This is a genomic window from Acinetobacter tandoii (assembly GCF_008867985.1).
Classification (GTDB): domain Bacteria; phylum Pseudomonadota; class Gammaproteobacteria; order Pseudomonadales; family Moraxellaceae; genus Acinetobacter; species Acinetobacter tandoii.
The window spans coordinates 97436-115749 of record NZ_VXLD01000003.1; the positions used below are offsets into that span (position 1 = coordinate 97436).

Genomic DNA, 18314 nt, shown 5'->3' on the forward strand with positions numbered 1-18314 from the left:
TTTCATTTCTCTACTGAACTTCTTCCAATAAAGCCTGAGCTGCCATTTTACCCAAGGTATTCGATGCCAATGGACTATCGCCTGTAATTAACTTACGGTCACGAATACATTGTCCCGACATCTCTTTATTGACCACCTCAACACCCAATTGTTCGAGGCGTTCCGCCAATAACCAAGGTAACTCCCCCGGCATATAACCAATATCTAGGTTTGCTCCTTGATCTAGTGCATCAGGGAAAACACACATTTTATAGCCTTTAAAAATATAATTTTCTGGTGCTTCATTCACAGCTGCTGCCAATAATCCTGCTGGCCCATGGCACAAAGAAATCACAAATTTATCTTTGGCTACCGCCCATTTCAATAAAGTTTTTAAGTCTTCACTTTGAGGTAAACCAATTAAAGCACCATGCCCACCGGGAATAAGGACAGCCAAATAGGGAGAGTCCTCACCTAAACTATTTTTCAATACATCTGCAAGTTTTAAAGGCTTTTTAAACTGGGCTAAATATTTTTGGAATGTTGCTGGCACCACAGCATCTTCATGAGGCATCGCCCACATTTCAAGCTTGACGGGATTGCCCGATAAGGTCGCAATATCAATTTTGAAACCTGCACGATCTAGATGATACATCGGCAACAAGGTTTCTACAGGATGGTTGCCCGTAGAGAAGAATTTGCCATTTTTCATGAGCAAATAGCGTTCATCGCTTGCAATCATCAGAATTTTTTTATTCCCAGTATAAGGCGTTGGATAGTCCGTGCCATCAAAATCAGTTTTACTGGCAGTGTATTGAGAAAGTGAGTAAGGCGAAGGGAAAAAGGCATTATCTTCAGCTAAATCAGGGGTTGGATTACGGTCTTGGCTGGTCTGTACCATGCGAATTCTCCTTTATTATTGCGTGGTTATTTTCAACTTTTCGAAACTTAGAGTCCTGTACCGCAGCTCATTTATTCAGCATAGCAAAGTTTCACAGTGGCACTGTTTTTAAGATGTAATTCGAAGCTTTTCTTTGCAATCAATAAAAATTTGGCCAATAAAAAACCCCGACATCCTGTCGGGGTTTTTCATATTCAATGCTGAGGTATGACTCCTGTCTTACCTTCGTCCTTGTGCAGATCTTTATTGTTATTCTATTGGAGCATCCTGCTCTCTATGGTTCTATCTTATGAAAATCATGATGCGGCGCATAGGTGCAAAAAGCGGGAATTGATGTAAGCTAATTCGTACAAAGTCAAAAAACGTCGCATAAGATATTTTAGCAATACAATAAAACTTCTTAAAAAAACATACTCAAGCCATGTTTTTAATTTAAACGATTGAAAGGACGGTGCAGTTTGAAAAATCAGTGTAGTTCAGCCTTTCACAATCAACAAAAAGTCCAATTCATCTTGAATTGAACTGCTAGATAGAACCTTCAAACTTGACCAATCATTTTTAGTTTCAATAAGATGCGATACCTGTCAATAAAAAAATAATGATTTATTTAAGCTAAAGAAACTCTTCCAGCACCGAATTTAAAAACACATGCCCCTGCTCGGTACATGCCAAACGAGTTGCATCATCCGACATCAACTTTCGACTACGGAGTGAAGTTAAGGTGTCGGCTAGATCATCCAAACTCAAACCTGTACGCTGCGCATAATTTTCGGCAGCAACCCCATCATTTAAACGCAACACATTCATCATAAACTCAAACGGCAATTCATCTGCTTCAATCCGTTTAAACTGCACATGCTCCGCAGGAACTTTGGCTAAATAATCTTTAGGTAAACGGGTTTTCTGAAAACGGTACACGCCATCTGGCTGGGTAACTTTGGCATGTGCGCCTGCCCCGATTGCCAAGTAATCGCCAAACTGCCAGTAATTCAAATTATGTGCCGAAGGCAATTCTTTACGCCATGCCGAAACTTCATAGTTAATAAAACCTTGTGCTTTTAAATAAGCTTCACCCTGCACTTGAATTTCTTCAAGTAAATCATCTATAGGTAAAATAGGCTGCGTTCTAAAGAACACCGTGTTCGGTTCAATGGTTAATTGATACCATGAAATATGAGTTGCACCATTTTCCACCGCCAGCTTTAAATCCAGTAAAGCCTGTTCTAAAGTCTGTTCAGGCAAACCATGCATTAAGTCCACATTAATCCGCTGAAATCCTGCATCACGTGCCAAACCAATCGCAGAAATCGCATCGGCATTGCTGTGAATTCGTCCCAACTTGGTTAAATGCTCGGTGTTAAAGCTTTGAACCCCAATTGAGAGGCGATTAATGCCTGCTGCCAAATAATCAGCAAAAGGATCATGCTCGACCGTACCTGGATTGGCTTCTAAGGTAATTTCACAGTCGGCCTCAAAAGGCAACAAGGCTTTTAATTGGCTAAATAACCATTGATAACCTTGTGCAGAAATAAGCGAGGGCGTTCCACCACCAATAAATACGCTATGAATGGCTCGACCTTGAGCAAATTCAACTTGGGTCTTAAAGTCCTCAACCAAAGCCTGTAAATACTGTTGCTCCAAATCCAAAGACAGTTTGCCATCTGGCACCGCATGAGAATTAAAGTCGCAATACGGGCACTTACGCACACACCAAGGCATGTGAATATATAAAGACAAGGGGATATTTTCAGGATGTAAATCAGTCAAGGAAAAGACTCTAAAGCACAATGGGAATCTTGCATATTTTAACATGACTGCATCAAGACACTTATGAAATCTATGTGTATTTGGATTAGACTGATAAAAAGACAAGAAGAATGAATGGGTTAAAATGATGAAAATATCGAGTCAATTGCTGTTTTTCTTACCGCTTGCATTCGGTATTGGTATTGCCATGACCTTTCAAACTGCTATTAACAGTCAATTAAGAGAACATTTACATTCCCCACTACAAGCAGCATTACTGTCATTTACTGTGGGAACTATCGTCTTAGCGTTGTTTGTGCTATTCCAACCTGTACCTAAACCTAATTTACAAGATTTTTCCAGTATTCCTTGGTACTTGTGGCTAGGTGGATGCTTAGGGGTTTATGCCATCAGTATAAGCATCTATACTGCCCCTAAATTAGGTTTTCTCACGTTCTCAGGTTTGGTTATTTTTGGCCAAATTCTGACATCGATGATTTTTGACCATTTTGGTCTACTTGGTACCGACAAAACGCCTGTGAATTGGCAGCGTTTACTCGGCGGCGTCGTAATTTTTATTGGTGTGCTTCTCACTTTACAACGCTAAATCTATTCTGACCAAGCACATAATGAAGATGAGTAATTTTTGTGTCGAATGTCATATCTACCCGCTATGAATTAAAACAACTTTTCCATTTAATGTTACCCATTTTGGTGACGCAATTTGCCCAAGCTGGTTTGGGATTAATTGATACCATTATGGCAGGACATTTATCTCCAAACGATTTAGCCTCGATTGCTGTTGCGGTTGGTCTTTGGATTCCTGTCATGCTGCTGTTTAGTGGCATCATGATTGCGACCACACCTTTGGTGGCGGAAGCCAAAGGGGCGCGTACCCCTGAAAAAATTGCCACCATTGCCCGACAGTCTTTATGGGTCGCTTTTATTTTAGGAACCATTGCAGGACTTGTTTTACAAGTTATGCCGTTTTTACTGCCACTGTTTGGTGTACCTGAAAGCCTACAACCCAAAGCCAGCCTATTTTTACATGCAATTGGTTTTGGTATGCCTGCTGTGACCATGTATGCGGCGCTGCGCGGCTATTCCGAAGCTTTAGGCTATCCACGACCTGTCACCGCCATTAGCCTTCTAGCTTTAGTCGCACTGATTCCGTTGAACTTTGTGTTTATGTATGGCTTAGGACCTGTACCCGAATTGGGTAGTGCAGGCTGTGGCTTTGCAACGGCCATTTTGCAATGGTTGATGTTCTTGACCCTTGCCACCTATATTTTTAAAAGCAGTGCATATAAATCGACACAAGTCTTTGCCCTATGGGAAAAAATTGACCCTTACTGGATTAAACGCATTTTAAAATTGGGTTTGCCGATTGGTTTAGCTATTTTCTTTGAAGTCAGTATTTTCAGTACTGCGGCGATTATTCTCAGTCCATTGGGCGATACGATTGTCGCTGCCCATCAAATTGCAATCTCGATTACCTCACAATTGTTTATGATTCCAATGTCCTTGGCGATTGCACTCACCATTCGTGTTGGAACCTATTATGGTGAGAAAAACTGGGCAGCCATGCGCAAAGTTCAAACTGTCGGATTGACGGCGGGCACCTGCTTTGCCCTTATTACCATGTTGTTACTCTGGGTGTTCCGTGCCGAAATTATTGCGATTTATACATCGGACTATGATGTGGCACAAATTGCAATGTATCTGGTTTTATTTGCGATCACCTATCAACTCATGGATGCATGGCAAGTCAGTGCTGCGGGCTGTTTGCGTGGTATGCAAGACACCAAAGGGCCAATGTGGATCACCATGATAGCCTATTGGGTCGTGGCTTTTCCTGTCGGTATTTATTTGGCGCGCTTTACGTCCATGCAAGCAGCAGGCGTATGGGTCGGCTTGATTGTCGGTTTAACCGTGGCTTGTGTGCTCTTGCTCAGCCGCCTCTATCTCAATAATCATCGTCTCAAACAATCGGCTTAATCAAAGACTATATTCCCTTGTAACTTGAATACGAGGGAATACTTCCTATTTTAAACCCACCAGTCTGTTGCTCCAATCAAACTCGTCACAGCTTTCAGCATTCTATTGATCTTTTTTATCCTGTATTGATGCCCAATAATTCAATGTATTTGAGCCTTAAATACAGAACAACAACCATAAAAGTTGAAAATTTGAAGCGAAAATTTAAATATATTCACGCATTTTTAACAATTTAAAATAGGCAAACTTAGTTTTAACGCCTATGATCAAAAACACTCAAGATTAAGATCTTTCCGAGGTACACTGCATGGCCAAAACGACTCGTACACCTGGTCGTCGCTTTATGAAACTTGCTAGTATGACTGCAAGTATTGCCACCAAAACCGTGTCCAACTCTATTAGAAACTTTAATGCCGATGAAGAACAAAAAAATGCGGCACGTAGCCAGTTGTTTCAGGATATTGGGATTCAAATTGCAGACACGCTCGGTGAGATGAAAGGCGCCGTGATGAAAGTGGGTCAAATTGCCTCACAATATAAAGATATTTTTCCGCCTGAAGTATCACGAGCGATTGCCAAACTGCAACGTCAAGCCCCTGCCATGCCATTTGGCGAAATCAAAAAACAAGTCGAAAAAGAACTAGGCAAACCCTTAGATCAAATCTTTAAACAGTTCGATGAACAGCCTTTTGCCGCTGCCTCGATTGGTCAAGTGCATAAAGCCATCTTGCCGCATGGTGAACAAGTGGTAGTGAAGGTGCAATATCCTGGCGTAGATGAAGCCTGTGAGAGTGATCTCAAACAAGTAAGACTCGCCTTGCGTCTGATGGGGGTATTAAAGGTTGATCGTAAATTACAAGATCGTTTATTTAAAGAAATCCAACACAGTTTAGACAATGAACTCAATTATCAGATTGAAGCACAGAACTTGGAAGTCGCACGTACCTTCCATGAAAAACTCGACAGTAAAATTATTATTCCCAAGGTCTATCCCGACTACTCTTCACGACATATTCTGACTTTGAGCTTAGAAGCTGGTGACAGTATTGAAACTGCCAGCACTTGGCCACAACAAACCCGTAATGAATTGGGACGACGCTTACTGCGTGCGATTGGGCAGGAAATTTTTTATCTGAAACGCTTTCACTGTGACCCACACCCAGGTAACTTCGCATTTCGTGAAGATGGCAGTGTGATTATTTATGATTACGGCGGTGTGAAAGTGCTGTCTAATGAAATTGTGCATCATTTCAAACAATTGATCCAAGCCTCACGTCGACAGGATATTTCCGAAATTGAACAGCAACTGAATGCCTTACATGCCATTGCTGAACAAGGCAAATTCCCAGAACCTCTATATCAAGCTTGGTTAGAAGTGTTAATGCGTCCACTGACAACACATTATGATTTTGCAGAAAATTCAGCGCATCATGATGGCATGGAACTGGTGAAATCATCCCTGAAATATTGGGATGTGTTTAAACCTTCTCCTGACACCTTAATGGTCAATCGCACCGTCTCTGGACATTATTGGAATCTGATTCATTTAAAAGTAAATGATAATTTAAATGATGTTTTTGAAGAACTTGTCCCTTCCCCGCATATCCAATAAAACGCCATAAAAGACTGATCATGATATCAGTCTTTTTATTTAGATTATTTGTGTTATATTATAACATATCAATTTAAATTCAATAAGGAGTCTTAAAATGCGTCCGAACATTCATCCCGAATATCGTGAAGTACTGTTTCATGATACCAATGCCGATGCTTACTTTATTATTGGAAGTACCATGCATACAGCGCAGCAAAAAGAATATCAAGGACAGGTTTATCCCTATGTCAGCTTAGATATTTCCAGCGCCTCACATCCGTTTTATACAGGTGAAGTTCGTCAAGCCAGCAATGAAGGTCGCGTTGCCAGCTTCAATAAACGTTTTGCACGTTTTCAGCGTAATCGTTAAAAATTAATCTTGCTTTAAGTTTGACGTTCTAAACTACAACTATTCAGAAGTCTAAGTCTCTATCCTCCACTTAGACTTCTTTTTTTTTACTTAAGTTTTTAATGGCAATAGATGGGAAAAAATAACATAGCCCACGGCCAGAAGAATCACTCCAAACATCACACTCGAAACAGCGTAGCCAATTGCCCACATGGCTTGTCCTTCGCGCAGTAAATTAAAGGTTTCTAAGCCGAAACTCGAAAATGTGGTGAAGCCTCCTAATATGCCCACCATTAAAAATAAACGTGCATTATTCTGTAAAGTTGGATATTGCTGACTAAAGGCAAAAAATACACCTGCCAAAAAACAACCCAGCAAGTTAATACACCATGTTGCCCACGGAAAGGTCGAACTGGATTTAATGAAATAGCTGCCCAACCCATAACGAGAAACAGCACCGATTGCACCACCCAGTGCCACTAATAGCCAATTCATGCCTTGATCATCTTCGTTCAAATAAACCCTGTTATCCTCTTCCCATCCCGTATTGTCAACGCTCACTCTGATAAAATCATGACAGAGCCAACATAAAAAGCATCCGAATTTAGACAAAACTTGCTATAGTCAGAACCCATTTTCTACTGTGTTTGAGGACATTATGGCTCAGGACTTACTGGCGCAATTACAATCTGGCGAAGCTAAATTTTCAGATGTGTTGGCTTATATCGAAGCACGTTATACCCACACCCCAACTGCGTTTAAAAATGGACAACACAGCAATGCTGCAAGCGAAAACCAAGGCAGTGCTAAAGTTTTTTCTTTTGCCAAGCTCAATGATTTAAACCCTGAGCAAACCTTGTCTCTATTTGCAGAGCACTATGCTGCGGTACTGGCAACGCCTGAAGCAACAGATCATCAAAACATTCGCCAGTTCATGCAAAATGGCTGGGCAGGTATTGAGTTTGAAGGGCAAGCGTTAACTGCAAAATAATTGCTCGTTCACCAATAAAAGCACTGTTCAAATTTGTCCTGCTCTTCACGATGAAATAAAGGTTGAACAGTGCCCGAGCGCATCGAATTAAGTTTTGACTTTCTCAATCCAAACAATAGATTTCACACGAAATAATTCACATGCACCATCGCCAGTATCTGTGGGCGTTAAAGATGAGCGCCAAACCAGATCTTTGTCTTTAACCTCGACCAAATCTCCCTGTAAGCGTACCAAATCTCCTCGTTTTACTTTTTGAATTTGCTGTGCAACCTTAGGATTGGCAGGAATAATATGCATATTCGATACCATTTGCATGGCTTGCTCAGTTGGCACTGGCACTTTATCCATTTTCCAATTCAAGTAGCGGTCATACTGATTAACCGAAATATGACGGGCAATTTCAGGTTCCGCAAACAGGCCCCAGCTCACTGCATAATCAATGGGTGAAAACTTGGCTTGCTCATCATCAGTATAGGTTTTAGAACCTAAAATCCGAAAATCACCTTTAAAGGGCTGCAATACCGAAATTGATTGATCTTGAATAATTGGTGCCAAACCTTTAGCAATATTATATTCGACAGAAGATGCCATTGAGCCTGTACTCAACATACTCAAACCGAATAATGAAAGTGCGATCATTCGAATGTTCATGGCGACCTCTTGTATTGCTTTTAAACCTGTTCTAGTGTCAAGCATACGCCTGAATAACAGCTTAAAATTTGCAGAATTGGTAACAATATAGAAGAGTTTGGTCACAACCCACCAAGTCAACAGCTATTTAAATTGGACAGATACCACCATGCTTTATCAGTTTTATCAACAACAGATTTTCCCTCACCTGCTCAATCAGGTGATGCAAACGCCCAGTTTAATGGATAAACGGCGTGAACTTTTACTGCCTGTTGCAGGTGAAGTACTCGAAATTGGCTTTGGTACAGGCATCAATTTACCATTTTATCAAAATGTAGATTTACTGTATGCCCTTGAGCCTAATCAAGATATTTTCAAATTAGCCTCGAACCGAATTTTTGCAAGTGATATCGACGTTCAGCATTTACAAGCCTGTGCGGAACATATTCCCTTAGCCGATCACTCTATCGACCATGTGGTCAGTACTTGGACCTTGTGTAGCGTAAAACGACTGGATCAAGTCTTGCAAGAAATTCAACGCGTACTCAAACCGACGGGAACTTTGCATTTGGTCGAGCATGTACTCAATACCGAAAATAAAAAAATTCGCCAACTGCAACATCTGATTACACCTATTCAGAAACGTTTGGCAGATGGTTGTCGCTTAAATCGCAATATCGAGCTGGCATTAGCTAAAGCAGGTTTTCAGCTCGATCAGTATGATTATTTTTATGCTGAAGGCATTCCAAAAATTGGGCAACAAATGTTATTGGCACGTGCGCAAAAATTACCGTCTTCTTAAATGCAAGACTGTCAATATTTAAGGTGTTGCGTTAACTGTCTTCAAAATCAATCCGAATGGTCTCAAAACGAATTCGACCTTGCTGAATGGCTTGTGCAATCGCTTGCTGACCTTTAGTAAGTCGCGCGCCGCCACTTTTAATATCGATGAGTACAATCTCCACATCATCAACTTTGCCTTGTCCATCGCGCAAATCGGTATAACCATCAAAGACCACATAATCTACAGGATCACCTAAAAACTTGGCATCACTGGGTAAGTATTGAAACTCAGGTAAAATCGGGGCAAATTGTTCCGCCATTTTGCCTTTTAATACTGCACGGCTGGTATTTACACTGCGTTTTTGTGCCTGAGTAAGGGCTTGCTGATGTTCCAATTGCAACTCTGCAATATAGCGTTCATATTCAGCTTTAATTTTGCCGTTACGGGTTTGACTTAAAATTAATGTCGTCAGTACAACCCCTATACATGCCCCTATCAGCATAGCCATCCAAATCGACATGCATTCATCCTAATTTCAAATAAATTTTGACTTACAACTTTTGTCCTGTGCCCTAGTCTTCGCACAAAAGAATGATATGCTAGGACTGAACAGAATTAAATCTTTAGGGTCATGAAAACAATTTTAATTGCCAATCAGAAAGGGGGTTGTGGGAAAACTATCACAGCGATTAGTCTTGCCGCAGCATTAGCTCAAAAAGGCTATAAAGTCGCTCTTGCCGATGCGGATAATCAGAAATCCGCACGTCAGTGGCTGAAACAACGCCCTGAAACTGCTGCGAATATTCAAAGTCTGGATTGGCGTCAAGACAAGTCCGTGGGCGAAAGTCCAAAAAACATTGAGTATCTGGTCATTGATGCGCCTGGGGCGTTATCAGACAGTCAAGCCGAACAATTAATCAGTGAAGCCCACGCCATTATCACACCATTGCAGCCTTCATTTTTCGATATCGATAGTACCCGTCGCTTCTTAAAGCATTTGCAAGAGATTAAGCGTATTCGTAAAGGAAAAGTGCAAATTTTGCTATTGGCAAACCGCGTAAAAGCCAATACTTCGGGTTCAAAAGAAATTCAAGAATTCTTCAGCAAAATTGAACAGCAACCTATCGCATGGATTTCAGAACGTACTGCTTATGGACAACTGGCGATGCAAGGTTTAAGTGTATTTGATAAATCTCAGAAAAACTATGTCACCCTGCAAAGCCAATGGCAGCCTGTATTGAACGCCATTATTGATGATCCAAGCGAATGGTTTTGATTTTTGAGGGATAACACAACCACGTCGAGATTATGTGAAACTTGCCGAGCACTCATTTTCGAGTGTGCTGTTTTCGGTTAAGATGAGTTTGAACTTTAATATTAATCAGTGAAAAATAGTGCAACAATACGCGCCTACAATACAGAAAGTCTTGTTATTTGGATTGTTTTTTATCCTGATGTTTTTGGGCTTTCATGTGCTCAAATACTTTATTGTGCCAGTACTGTGGGCTACGATTATTGCCTATATGACTTGGCCGCTGTACCAGTCAATTTACCGGTCCTGTGGTCAACGCTCTACTCTCAGTGCCACATTGATGATCTTGTTCATTATCTTGGTCATTGGAATTCCACTCACATTTGCCATTTTTATTTTGCAGCATGAAGGACGTAATCTCTATTACGAACTACAGAAGCAGGTCTTTTCTGGGCATTTCAATGTTCCACAATTTATCCGTGACCTGCCTGTGATTGGTAAAGAAATTACACGGACTCTCAAAGAATTAAATCAAGACCCAAACAGTATTATTCAGAATATTTCCAATTGGATTCAAGGTCATCTGAATTATGGCAAATTTTTACTGAATGAAATTAGTAAAAATATTATTAAACTGTGTTTTGCCATCATGTCGCTGTTTTTCTTTTACCGTGATGGACAAACCATTTTAAATCAGGTGAGTAAAGCACTGGAAATGGTTATTGGTCCACGTGTACACCATTATATTGATACCATTTCTGAAACCACACGTGCTGTGGTTTATGGTGTAGGTTTAACTGCTGTTGCCCAATCCTTCTTGGCAGGTCTGAGTTATCTGGTTGCAGGTGTACCGAATCCAATGGTACTGACTATTATCACTTTTTTACTGGCACTCATTCCCTTCGGTCCTCCTGTGGCTTATACCTCCGTTGCCCTCTGGTTATTTGCTCAAGGGCAAACCATAGAGGCAATTGGTGTCATGGCATGGGGCGTCTGTATTGTCAGTACTGCGGACAACGTGATTCGTCCTTTGGTCATTTCTGGCGCAACCCAGATTCCGTTCTTACTGATTATGTTTGGGGTATTGGGCGGTATCGCCAGCTTCGGTTTGGTTGGACTTTTTATTGGTCCCGTAATTTTAGCGGTACTCCTCGCCATTTGGCGTGAATGGCTGCATGAAACTCATGAAGAAGAAGCACTCATGATGCCTAAAGCGAGTCTCGCTTATGATCTGGATAATGACTTTGATCCCCCCAAAGATCCTCCTAAATAAAACCATCTCTGAAAGCCAGTGATATATCCACTGGCTTTTTTATTGATGAAACTTATACATTCCCAAACGCAATCAATACCTTATTCAGGCTGAATATCTGATTAAATAGTGATCATTCATATCGATCACAGAACAAGGAACATGAATGCGAACTTCTTACTTTAATACTGGGATACTCACGCTTTGTACTGCTCTGCTGATTGCAGGTTGTAGTACCACCCCCACCCAATCTACGTCTAATGTACGTACTGTTCAAATAAACAGTGTTTCTGCACAAGGCATTGGTGCTTCGGTGGGAACCGTAACCTTACAAGACAGTCCTGTCGGCTTAATCATTCAAACACAGTTAACCAATCTGCCTGCTGGCCCACATGGTTTTCATATCCACGAAAAAGGTTCATGCGAACCTGCTGAAAAAGACGGCAAAATGGTAGCTGCTTTAGCTGCGGGTGGGCATTACAACCCAACTCAAGTTGCCCACCATGGAACACCTATGACAGGTCATATGGGTGATTTACCTGTGTTACATGTCAATTCTGCGGGACAATCACAGCTCAAACTGATTGCACCACGCTTAAAATTGGCAGATGTTCAAGGTCATGCCCTGATGATTCATGCAGGTGGTGACAATTATGCCGATCAACCTAAACCATTAGGTGGTGGTGGAGAACGTATTGCTTGTGGCGTCATTTAAACAAAACTGTGGATAAGTTCGGGGTTATGCACAAGTGCAAGTTCACCATTTCGACCGTGTTGATAAACCTAGACTTATCCACAATTTGGTCTCATCCACATGCATTTTGATAAAATAATTGCGATAAAATCGGCAGAGCCAAAGAAAAAATAGATCTAAGCCTTGAACAATAATGACTCCAGAATTGACAGTTGAGCTAAAAAAGCTCAGGCTAGTGGAAAACGATAACACTCTATAAAGAACAATACTGTGAATCCTTTACGTCAGTTTCTGCATCCTTTTTTCACCAATTCTATTTGGGTCTACTGCTTACAAATTTTGATTGTTTTAACTGGAACAACGCTCGGTTTGTTCTATACAGGACATCAACTTTTAATTGTCCCTGTCACTTTGGGTGCGATTGCCGCAGCTCTTACCGATTTCGATGATCGGCTTAGTATTCGTCTGCGCAATTTGTTCTATGTCTGTATTTTATTTTTTAGTGTCAGCAGTATTCTGGAATTTCTTGCCCCGTATAAATTGCTGTTTATTCTTTATCTATCTTTATCCAGTGCCTTCCTAATTTTGATGGGTGCATTAGGGCAACGCTATGCCACGATTTCTTTTGGCACCATTTTACTGTCCATTTACACCATGTTTGGGCTCGGTGAATATCAAGCATGGTATCAACAACCCAGTTATTTTGTTTTAGGTGCGGTGTGGTACGGACTCAGTTCTATACTGTTCTATTTGCTCAAACCCACACAGGCCGTCCAAGATAATTTAGCGCAAAGTTTTCAGCAACTCGCAGCTTTATTACAAGCAAAAGCGCGACTGTTTGATCCTGATAATATTGAGAATGTCGAAACGCTGTTATTTGAGGTTTCCCTGAAAAATGCGCAAGTGGTGCAACGCTTAAATCATTGCAAAGCCTCACTGCTGACCCGTTTAAAAGCTTCACGGGCCAATCAAAAAACCATGTACTGGCTCAATCTTTATTTTCTGGCGCAAGACATCCACGAACAAGCCATGTCCAATTATTTACATTACGAGAATATTCATCGCAACTTTAGCCGCACCGATTTAATCTTTCGGATTCAAAAAAATATTCGTTTGCAAGCCAACTCCTGTCAAAAATTGGCAGAATGTATATTGCAGCAACAGGCTTTTGAATTGGATTCGACACATGCATCCGCTTTGCAATACCTAGAAGATTCCATGCACCATTGGGTTTTAGATCATCCTCATAATATTGAAGTCAAAAACTTGAGTTTGGTGTTACGAAATTTACGCAGTGTCCAAGAACAATTTTCCAACTTAGCCATTGAACAAGACCATTACCAACAGCATTACTCTACGCATCAAGACAATTTAAATCTGTTAGATGATGACATTCATGGCATACAAGACCTGTGGCTCAAACTCCGTCAACATTTAACCCCAGAATCGGCTCTGTTTCGTCATGCAGTGCGTATCGCCTTTGTCTTTGCGGTAGGCTATGCCATTTCTTTATTACCATTTGCCAAACATGGTTACTGGATTTTACTCACCAGTTTATTTGTCTGCCAAATCAGTTATTTTGCCACCAAGAGCCGTTTAAAGCTGAGGACCCTTGGAACAGTTTTGGGCGTGATTTTAGGTATACCACTACTGTATTTTGTGCCCAGTATTGAAGGACAACTGATCCTGACCATTTTATCTGGGGTGGCCTTTTTCTATTTACGCTCACAAAAATACGCCATAGCCACACTCATGGCAACCTTGATGGTGTTGCTGATTTTCAACCTCAAAGGTGCAGGTTATGACATCATTTTGCCACGCATTATAGATACCCTACTCGGCTGTTTCATTGCATGGTTTGCAGTCAATACCATTTGGCCAGATTGGAATTTCCGTAATATTTCAAAAAATATTCTGAACAGCAGTAACGCAACCTTGGATTATTTCACGGCCATTGTGGAGCAATATCAGCAGGGTAAAAACAACAGTATGGCTTACCGTAAGGCGCGTCGCTTAGCGCATGACGCGCAAATTGAACTGTCTAGCATGATTTCCAGTCTAAGTGCTGAACCACAACCAAACCCTGAACTGATTCAACATGCCTTCCGTTATCTAGTCTATAGCCATAGCCAACTCAGTTATATTGCTGCTTTGGGCAGCCATCGTGAGCAGGTTCAAGATCCTAAAATTTTGGAACTGTTGCAATGGTGTTTACAGACCTTACAAGATAGCTTAATCCTACAACACGAATTGGATCAACAACACATCCAAAGCAAACTGGATGAACTTCAATATATGAGTAATGACTCTGAACTGCCTGAACATTGGCAATTGGTGCTCAAGCAAATGAGTCTATTACTCGAAACCTTGCCTGAATTATTAAGACTGAAACAACGCTTATTGGCATTAGAAATTAAATAAATATGAATCATACAAAACATTCAAAATTTTGTGCTGATTCATTCAGATTGGTCACTGAAGACAGCTAAAGTTTTGTCGATTAGCCTCACTTTTTATGTATAAAGATTCACCCGATTCAGCTAGAATCGAGATTCATTCTCAATTTTATTGTTTTGAATATGAATATTAAAACCTTGCGTATTGTTGGTTTTCTAGAAGGCTTATCTTTTCTACTTCTCCTGTTTATTGCCATGCCTTTAAAATATATTTGGGGCAATCCAATCTTAGTGAAATTCGTCGGCATGGGACACGGCATTCTGTTTATTCTATTTTTGGCCGTGCTATTTATTGTCTGCGAAAAACAGAAATGGTCGATTAAAATGTTTATTCTCGGTTTTATCGCCTCAATTTTACCCTTCGGCCCCTTTGTTTTTGATCACAAATTAAAGAAATTTGAATCTTAAACAATTGCATGTTCCTAGTATCAATAAAAGTCAAACAGGCAAATATTTGCCTGTTTGAACAAAAAGTTTTAAGCAAATTAAAACTCACCTTTGGCTTTACGCTCCAACAAGACCTGTTGCAACATACGTCGTGGAAAACTAAACCACAGTGCAATCAAAACAAAACACGCCAAGCCATAGGCCAGTAAGTGGTACTGCTCATACAGAATACGCACCCCTTCAATAATAAAAAAGAAACTAAACATCAACAGCATCGACACGGCGGCAGCCACAGTGCCTTTCGACACTTCAGAAGACATTAAAGCAAAACGGTACAGTACCGAAAAACTAATCCCCTCACCAAAGCTGATCAAGGTCATCCCGACAATTAAGCACAGCAAGAAATAATCCCGCCAGAAGATACCCGCCAGAATCAGCAACGTGCCCAACAGCATAATCGGTAAGCCCATGATCACTGTTTTGCCCAAAGCCAGTCGATCAATGATTTTAATCAACACCAAATTACCCGCAATCAACCCGCCCAATACGGGGAACTGTGCTAGACCATACTGCAAACTGCTGAGCCCTAGCTCTTCGACTAACATGACTGGCGAAAGTGCAATCCATAACATCAAAGGCATACTGACCATTGGCAATGCCAAGGTTAAACCTAGAAACCGTTTATTTTTATAGACTCGTTTAAAGTCCGAAAAAATATAACGTAATGGCTGTTTCACCACGGTTGGTTGTGTTGTAGGCATTTTTGCTTTTAAACCAAACCAACTCAGAAAGGCCAATAAAGCAATCCCGATAAAACCCCAATGCCATGACACATGGTCAATCAGGAATGCCCCTAAAACTGGGCCGAGCAAAGGTGCAAGTAAGGAAATATTGGCCATCAGTGCCATGACTTTAATGGCATCACGCTCTTCAAAAGTTTCCTGAATGGCAGCATAACCCACGGCTGAAATCACGGTTAACCCTATGCCTTGTAAAAAGCGTAGGGCCAGAAATTGCTCAATATTGTGGGTCAGTAAAATCAGTAAACAACAGACGCTAAAAAACAGTACGCCTGTGAGCAGTACTTTTTTACGCCCAAGTCGATCTGATAATGGACCCAACAGCCATGCCACACAGGCTCCACCCAACAGATAAAAAGACATGGATGATGGTGCCCAACTGCTGCTGACACCAAATTCTTTGGTAATGGCTAGCATGGCAGGTTGGACTAAATCATTTCCGATATAAACGGAAAATTCGAACAGCACCAAAGCTAAAGGAAACATCAGCGTAGTGCGGTTCAACGTGGTCGTTTGAACTTTTTGCATTATTTTCTACAGATCATGATGGTCTGGTCGAGGTCTTACGCTATTTTTCGGGAGATAAACGTCAGCCCAATGACCAGCACTGAGAGATTTATTTAAATTACGTTTTTTTGAATGCGCTAAGGTTTAGCGGCTTAATACACCGTATTCACAAGGTGTCTAAGACAGTTTAATCAATTTCAGTTGTGAGATTTTTATCACTCAAGCTAGTACACCCACTAGGTCAAGTGGGTGTAGTTTAGCAGTTTATGCGTTGGGAATTGTAATTTTTGTTGTTATCACTAAGCAGAGATTTCTGTTTTGACGTTAAAGGGATCTTTTTTGCGATGCAGATGATCTGGCTTCATAAATAAAGAACAAATAATCGCAAAGACTGCCATACCCGTAATATAGCCAATAATTAAATGTGGACTACCATCACCAATACTTAACAGCTTGGTTGCAATCAGTGGAGCTAAACCACCACCTAATACACCCGCAAATTGCACTGAAATCGAAATACCGCTATAACGAATCTCAGCAGGGAATTGGCGTGCAAACAATTGAGCTTGTGGTGCATACATAATCGGAAACACGACACCAATTGCCAATACAATTGCAGTCCAAACCAGCACAGGATCTTTGGTATCCAACATAGTAAAAAATGGATAGCAATATAATCCTAACAACACCAACCCAAACATAAACATGTTCCGTTGCCCGACTTTATCTGAAAGATGTCCACATAAAGGTGTCATCACCATAATTAAGCCAGCGCCACAGATTGTGGCGAATAAAATATCCTGACGTGGAATGCCTAATTTAGTTGTGGTATATGCCAAGGTAAATGTAGAAGCAATATAAAACCAAGCATTCTCCGCTGCACGTGCAAAAATGATGGTCAGCAACTCACGAGGATGATTCTTAAAAACTTGTATTGCAGGCACTTTAATGTCTTGAGCCTGCTCTTTCACTTTTTCAAAATCTGGTGATTCAGGTACTTTGACCCGAATGTACCAACCCACACCGAGCAACAAAATACTGGCTAAAAAAGGTAACCGCCATCCCCAACTAAATAGCGTCGCTTCAGGGAGTAAAGATACAGCACCTAAAGCAAGTGAAGCCAAGAGTAAGCCTCCTCCTGCACTGGCCTGCGGTAAACTTCCCCAAAACCCTTTACCACCTTCAGGCGCATGCTCAACAGCCATTAGCACTGCACCACCCCACTCTCCACCCATTGCCATACCTTGAATAAACCGCAGCACCACTAAACAGAAAGTTGCCCAGTAACCAATGCTTTCATATGTAGGTAACAGCCCAATTAAAACGGTGGGAATTCCCATCATAATCAATGTGGTTAACAACATGGTTTTACGACCAATCTTGTCACCAAAGTGTCCAAACACTATCCCGCCTAAAGGTCTTCCAATAAATCCTACCGCATAGGTGGCGAAGGCTGCCAACACCCCTGTCAAAGGGTCTAAATTGGGGAAAAATAATTTATTAAAAATCAGTGCCGCTGCGGCACCATAAATGAAAAAATCGTACCATTCTATGGTCGTTCCCACCATGCTGGAGATTCCTGCCAAACGGTGCGAAGACTTTTTATGTGGAAGACCCGATCCTTGTATCTGCTCCATATTTACCTCTTGTATTTTTAATATTGTCTTCTGTTTTCACTTTCAAAACCGATCCTGATTTTTCTAAATAAAGTGATGACTGTTACATTGTTATACGCAATTGAATGCCGAGGATTTTCCTAATTTATAAATGAAATATTATAAAAGTGAACTAAAATTAACTAATTAATTAATGTGGATTAATCCTTCAACAGAGTCAATCTACTTAATTACTTAAGTAGTTTTTAATATTAAATTTTCCATTTAACTACAGTAACTTAATAAAACAATGTCTAATTTTTATTCCATAACATGTATCTAGCCATCACAGTGTTTTAATAAAAAAATCAGCGCTAAACGCATCCAAAAGGGTAAAAA

General features: G+C 40.8%; 18 protein-coding genes. 11 read left to right on the plus strand and 7 right to left on the minus strand.

Annotated features, from left to right (window positions below):
- Window positions 1-10 precede the first annotated feature (10 nt).
- Both hchA and hemW read right to left on the minus strand, forming a co-directional pair.
- Entirely contained in the window at window positions 11-880 is an 870-nt protein-coding gene (gene hchA / locus F4W09_RS06555) for a glyoxalase III HchA (RefSeq protein ID WP_044739649.1), read from the minus strand.
- Window positions 881-1492: 612 nt separating this feature from the next.
- Complete coding sequence (hemW, locus tag F4W09_RS06560) at window positions 1493-2692, minus strand: radical SAM family heme chaperone HemW (RefSeq protein WP_418655081.1); 1200 nt, start codon at window positions 2690-2692, stop codon at window positions 1493-1495.
- A gap of 79 nt (window positions 2693-2771) precedes the next feature.
- On the opposite strand from hemW, the gene F4W09_RS06565 reads away from it, so the two are divergent.
- The 4 genes from F4W09_RS06565 (at window position 2772) to F4W09_RS06580 (ending at window position 6588) form a co-directional block, all read left to right on the plus strand.
- On the plus strand, window positions 2772-3233 hold the full coding sequence (locus tag F4W09_RS06565) for a DMT family transporter (protein ID WP_016168646.1): 462 nt from the start codon (window positions 2772-2774) through the stop codon (window positions 3231-3233).
- Between the two features lie 92 nt (window positions 3234-3325).
- A complete protein-coding gene (locus F4W09_RS06570; protein WP_272482703.1) occupies window positions 3326-4624 on the plus strand; it encodes an MATE family efflux transporter in 1299 nt (432 codons plus the stop codon).
- A gap of 307 nt (window positions 4625-4931) precedes the next feature.
- Entirely contained in the window at window positions 4932-6236 is a 1305-nt protein-coding gene (locus F4W09_RS06575) for an ABC1 kinase family protein (RefSeq protein WP_044739654.1), read from the plus strand.
- A 97-nt stretch (window positions 6237-6333) separates the two neighbouring features.
- The gene (locus F4W09_RS06580; RefSeq protein WP_016168649.1) at window positions 6334-6588 is read left to right on the plus strand and encodes a type B 50S ribosomal protein L31; all 255 of its coding nucleotides are present in this window, start codon (window positions 6334-6336) and stop codon (window positions 6586-6588) included.
- A gap of 90 nt (window positions 6589-6678) precedes the next feature.
- On the opposite strand, the gene crcB is transcribed toward F4W09_RS06580, so the two are convergent.
- Entirely contained in the window at window positions 6679-7062 is a 384-nt protein-coding gene (gene crcB, locus F4W09_RS06585) for a fluoride efflux transporter CrcB (protein ID WP_151504364.1), read from the minus strand.
- 163 nt (window positions 7063-7225) lie between these two features.
- On the opposite strand from crcB, the gene F4W09_RS06590 reads away from it, so the two are divergent.
- Window positions 7226-7558 (plus strand): HopJ type III effector protein, encoded by a 333-nt coding sequence (locus F4W09_RS06590; protein WP_044739656.1) that lies wholly within the window; start codon window positions 7226-7228, stop codon window positions 7556-7558.
- Window positions 7559-7645: 87 nt separating this feature from the next.
- On the opposite strand, the gene F4W09_RS06595 is transcribed toward F4W09_RS06590, so the two are convergent.
- Window positions 7646-8167, minus strand: a complete 522-nt coding sequence (locus tag F4W09_RS06595) for a hypothetical protein (protein WP_418655084.1) — start codon at window positions 8165-8167, stop codon at window positions 7646-7648.
- A 190-nt stretch (window positions 8168-8357) separates the two neighbouring features.
- Here F4W09_RS06595 and F4W09_RS06600 point away from each other — a divergent pair, with 190 nt between their 5' ends.
- Complete coding sequence (locus F4W09_RS06600; protein ID WP_151504366.1) at window positions 8358-8990, plus strand: class I SAM-dependent methyltransferase; 633 nt, start codon at window positions 8358-8360, stop codon at window positions 8988-8990.
- 31 nt (window positions 8991-9021) lie between these two features.
- Here the strand turns inward: F4W09_RS06600 and F4W09_RS06605 are convergent, their stop codons facing one another.
- The gene (locus F4W09_RS06605; protein ID WP_016168654.1) at window positions 9022-9492 is read right to left on the minus strand and encodes a Holliday junction resolvase-like protein; all 471 of its coding nucleotides are present in this window, start codon (window positions 9490-9492) and stop codon (window positions 9022-9024) included.
- A gap of 111 nt (window positions 9493-9603) precedes the next feature.
- Between F4W09_RS06605 and F4W09_RS06610 the strand changes: the two genes are divergently transcribed.
- The 5 genes from F4W09_RS06610 to F4W09_RS06630 all read left to right on the plus strand — a co-directional run bounded on the left by F4W09_RS06610 (window position 9604) and on the right by F4W09_RS06630 (window position 15034).
- Window positions 9604-10248 carry a ParA family protein gene (locus F4W09_RS06610; protein ID WP_151504367.1) on the plus strand — a complete coding sequence of 215 codons (645 nt, stop codon included), beginning with the start codon at window positions 9604-9606 and terminating at the stop codon, window positions 10246-10248.
- 118 nt (window positions 10249-10366) lie between these two features.
- Window positions 10367-11497: an AI-2E family transporter gene (locus tag F4W09_RS06615; protein WP_026440952.1), complete on the plus strand. Its 1131-nt coding sequence runs from the start codon at window positions 10367-10369 to the stop codon at window positions 11495-11497.
- 145 nt (window positions 11498-11642) lie between these two features.
- Window positions 11643-12191: a superoxide dismutase family protein gene (gene sodC / locus F4W09_RS06620; protein WP_151504368.1), complete on the plus strand. Its 549-nt coding sequence runs from the start codon at window positions 11643-11645 to the stop codon at window positions 12189-12191.
- A gap of 249 nt (window positions 12192-12440) precedes the next feature.
- On the plus strand, window positions 12441-14591 hold the full coding sequence (gene yccS, locus F4W09_RS06625) for a YccS family putative transporter (protein WP_151504369.1): 2151 nt from the start codon (window positions 12441-12443) through the stop codon (window positions 14589-14591).
- 158 nt (window positions 14592-14749) lie between these two features.
- Window positions 14750-15034 (plus strand): DUF3817 domain-containing protein, encoded by a 285-nt coding sequence (locus F4W09_RS06630; protein WP_016168659.1) that lies wholly within the window; start codon window positions 14750-14752, stop codon window positions 15032-15034.
- 77 nt (window positions 15035-15111) lie between these two features.
- Here F4W09_RS06630 and craA read toward each other — a convergent pair whose 3' ends face one another.
- Together craA and F4W09_RS06640 are read right to left on the minus strand one after the other, a co-directional pair.
- Window positions 15112-16341: a chloramphenicol efflux MFS transporter CraA gene (gene craA / locus F4W09_RS06635; RefSeq protein WP_151504370.1), complete on the minus strand. Its 1230-nt coding sequence runs from the start codon at window positions 16339-16341 to the stop codon at window positions 15112-15114.
- Window positions 16342-16619: 278 nt separating this feature from the next.
- Window positions 16620-17957, minus strand: coding sequence for an MFS transporter (locus tag F4W09_RS06640; protein WP_151504371.1), 1338 nt, complete (start codon window positions 17955-17957; stop codon window positions 16620-16622).
- Between the last annotated feature and the right edge of the window lie 357 nt (window positions 17958-18314).

What these genes read in the sequence shown, in the direction of transcription:
- crcB (WP_151504364.1), bottom strand. Translation starts at nt 7,062, where the DNA reads ATGAATTGGCTATTAGTGGCACTGGGTGGTGCAATCGGTGCTGTTTCT.
- hchA (WP_044739649.1), bottom strand. Translation starts at nt 880, where the DNA reads ATGGTACAGACCAGCCAAGACCGTAATCCAACCCCTGATTTAGCTGAA.
- craA (WP_151504370.1), bottom strand. Translation starts at nt 16,341, where the DNA reads ATGCAAAAAGTTCAAACGACCACGTTGAACCGCACTACGCTGATGTTT.
- F4W09_RS06600 (WP_151504366.1), top strand. Translation starts at nt 8,358, where the DNA reads ATGCTTTATCAGTTTTATCAACAACAGATTTTCCCTCACCTGCTCAAT.
- F4W09_RS06610 (WP_151504367.1), top strand. Translation starts at nt 9,604, where the DNA reads ATGAAAACAATTTTAATTGCCAATCAGAAAGGGGGTTGTGGGAAAACT.
- F4W09_RS06595 (WP_418655084.1), bottom strand. Translation starts at nt 8,167, where the DNA reads ATGTTGAGTACAGGCTCAATGGCATCTTCTGTCGAATATAATATTGCT.
- F4W09_RS06640 (WP_151504371.1), bottom strand. Translation starts at nt 17,957, where the DNA reads ATGGAGCAGATACAAGGATCGGGTCTTCCACATAAAAAGTCTTCGCAC.
- sodC (WP_151504368.1), top strand. Translation starts at nt 11,643, where the DNA reads ATGCGAACTTCTTACTTTAATACTGGGATACTCACGCTTTGTACTGCT.
- F4W09_RS06570 (WP_272482703.1), top strand. Translation starts at nt 3,326, where the DNA reads ATGTTACCCATTTTGGTGACGCAATTTGCCCAAGCTGGTTTGGGATTA.
- F4W09_RS06630 (WP_016168659.1), top strand. Translation starts at nt 14,750, where the DNA reads ATGAATATTAAAACCTTGCGTATTGTTGGTTTTCTAGAAGGCTTATCT.
- F4W09_RS06590 (WP_044739656.1), top strand. Translation starts at nt 7,226, where the DNA reads ATGGCTCAGGACTTACTGGCGCAATTACAATCTGGCGAAGCTAAATTT.
- F4W09_RS06565 (WP_016168646.1), top strand. Translation starts at nt 2,772, where the DNA reads ATGATGAAAATATCGAGTCAATTGCTGTTTTTCTTACCGCTTGCATTC.
- hemW (WP_418655081.1), bottom strand. Translation starts at nt 2,692, where the DNA reads ATGTTAAAATATGCAAGATTCCCATTGTGCTTTAGAGTCTTTTCCTTG.
- F4W09_RS06605 (WP_016168654.1), bottom strand. Translation starts at nt 9,492, where the DNA reads ATGTCGATTTGGATGGCTATGCTGATAGGGGCATGTATAGGGGTTGTA.
- F4W09_RS06575 (WP_044739654.1), top strand. Translation starts at nt 4,932, where the DNA reads ATGGCCAAAACGACTCGTACACCTGGTCGTCGCTTTATGAAACTTGCT.
- F4W09_RS06580 (WP_016168649.1), top strand. Translation starts at nt 6,334, where the DNA reads ATGCGTCCGAACATTCATCCCGAATATCGTGAAGTACTGTTTCATGAT.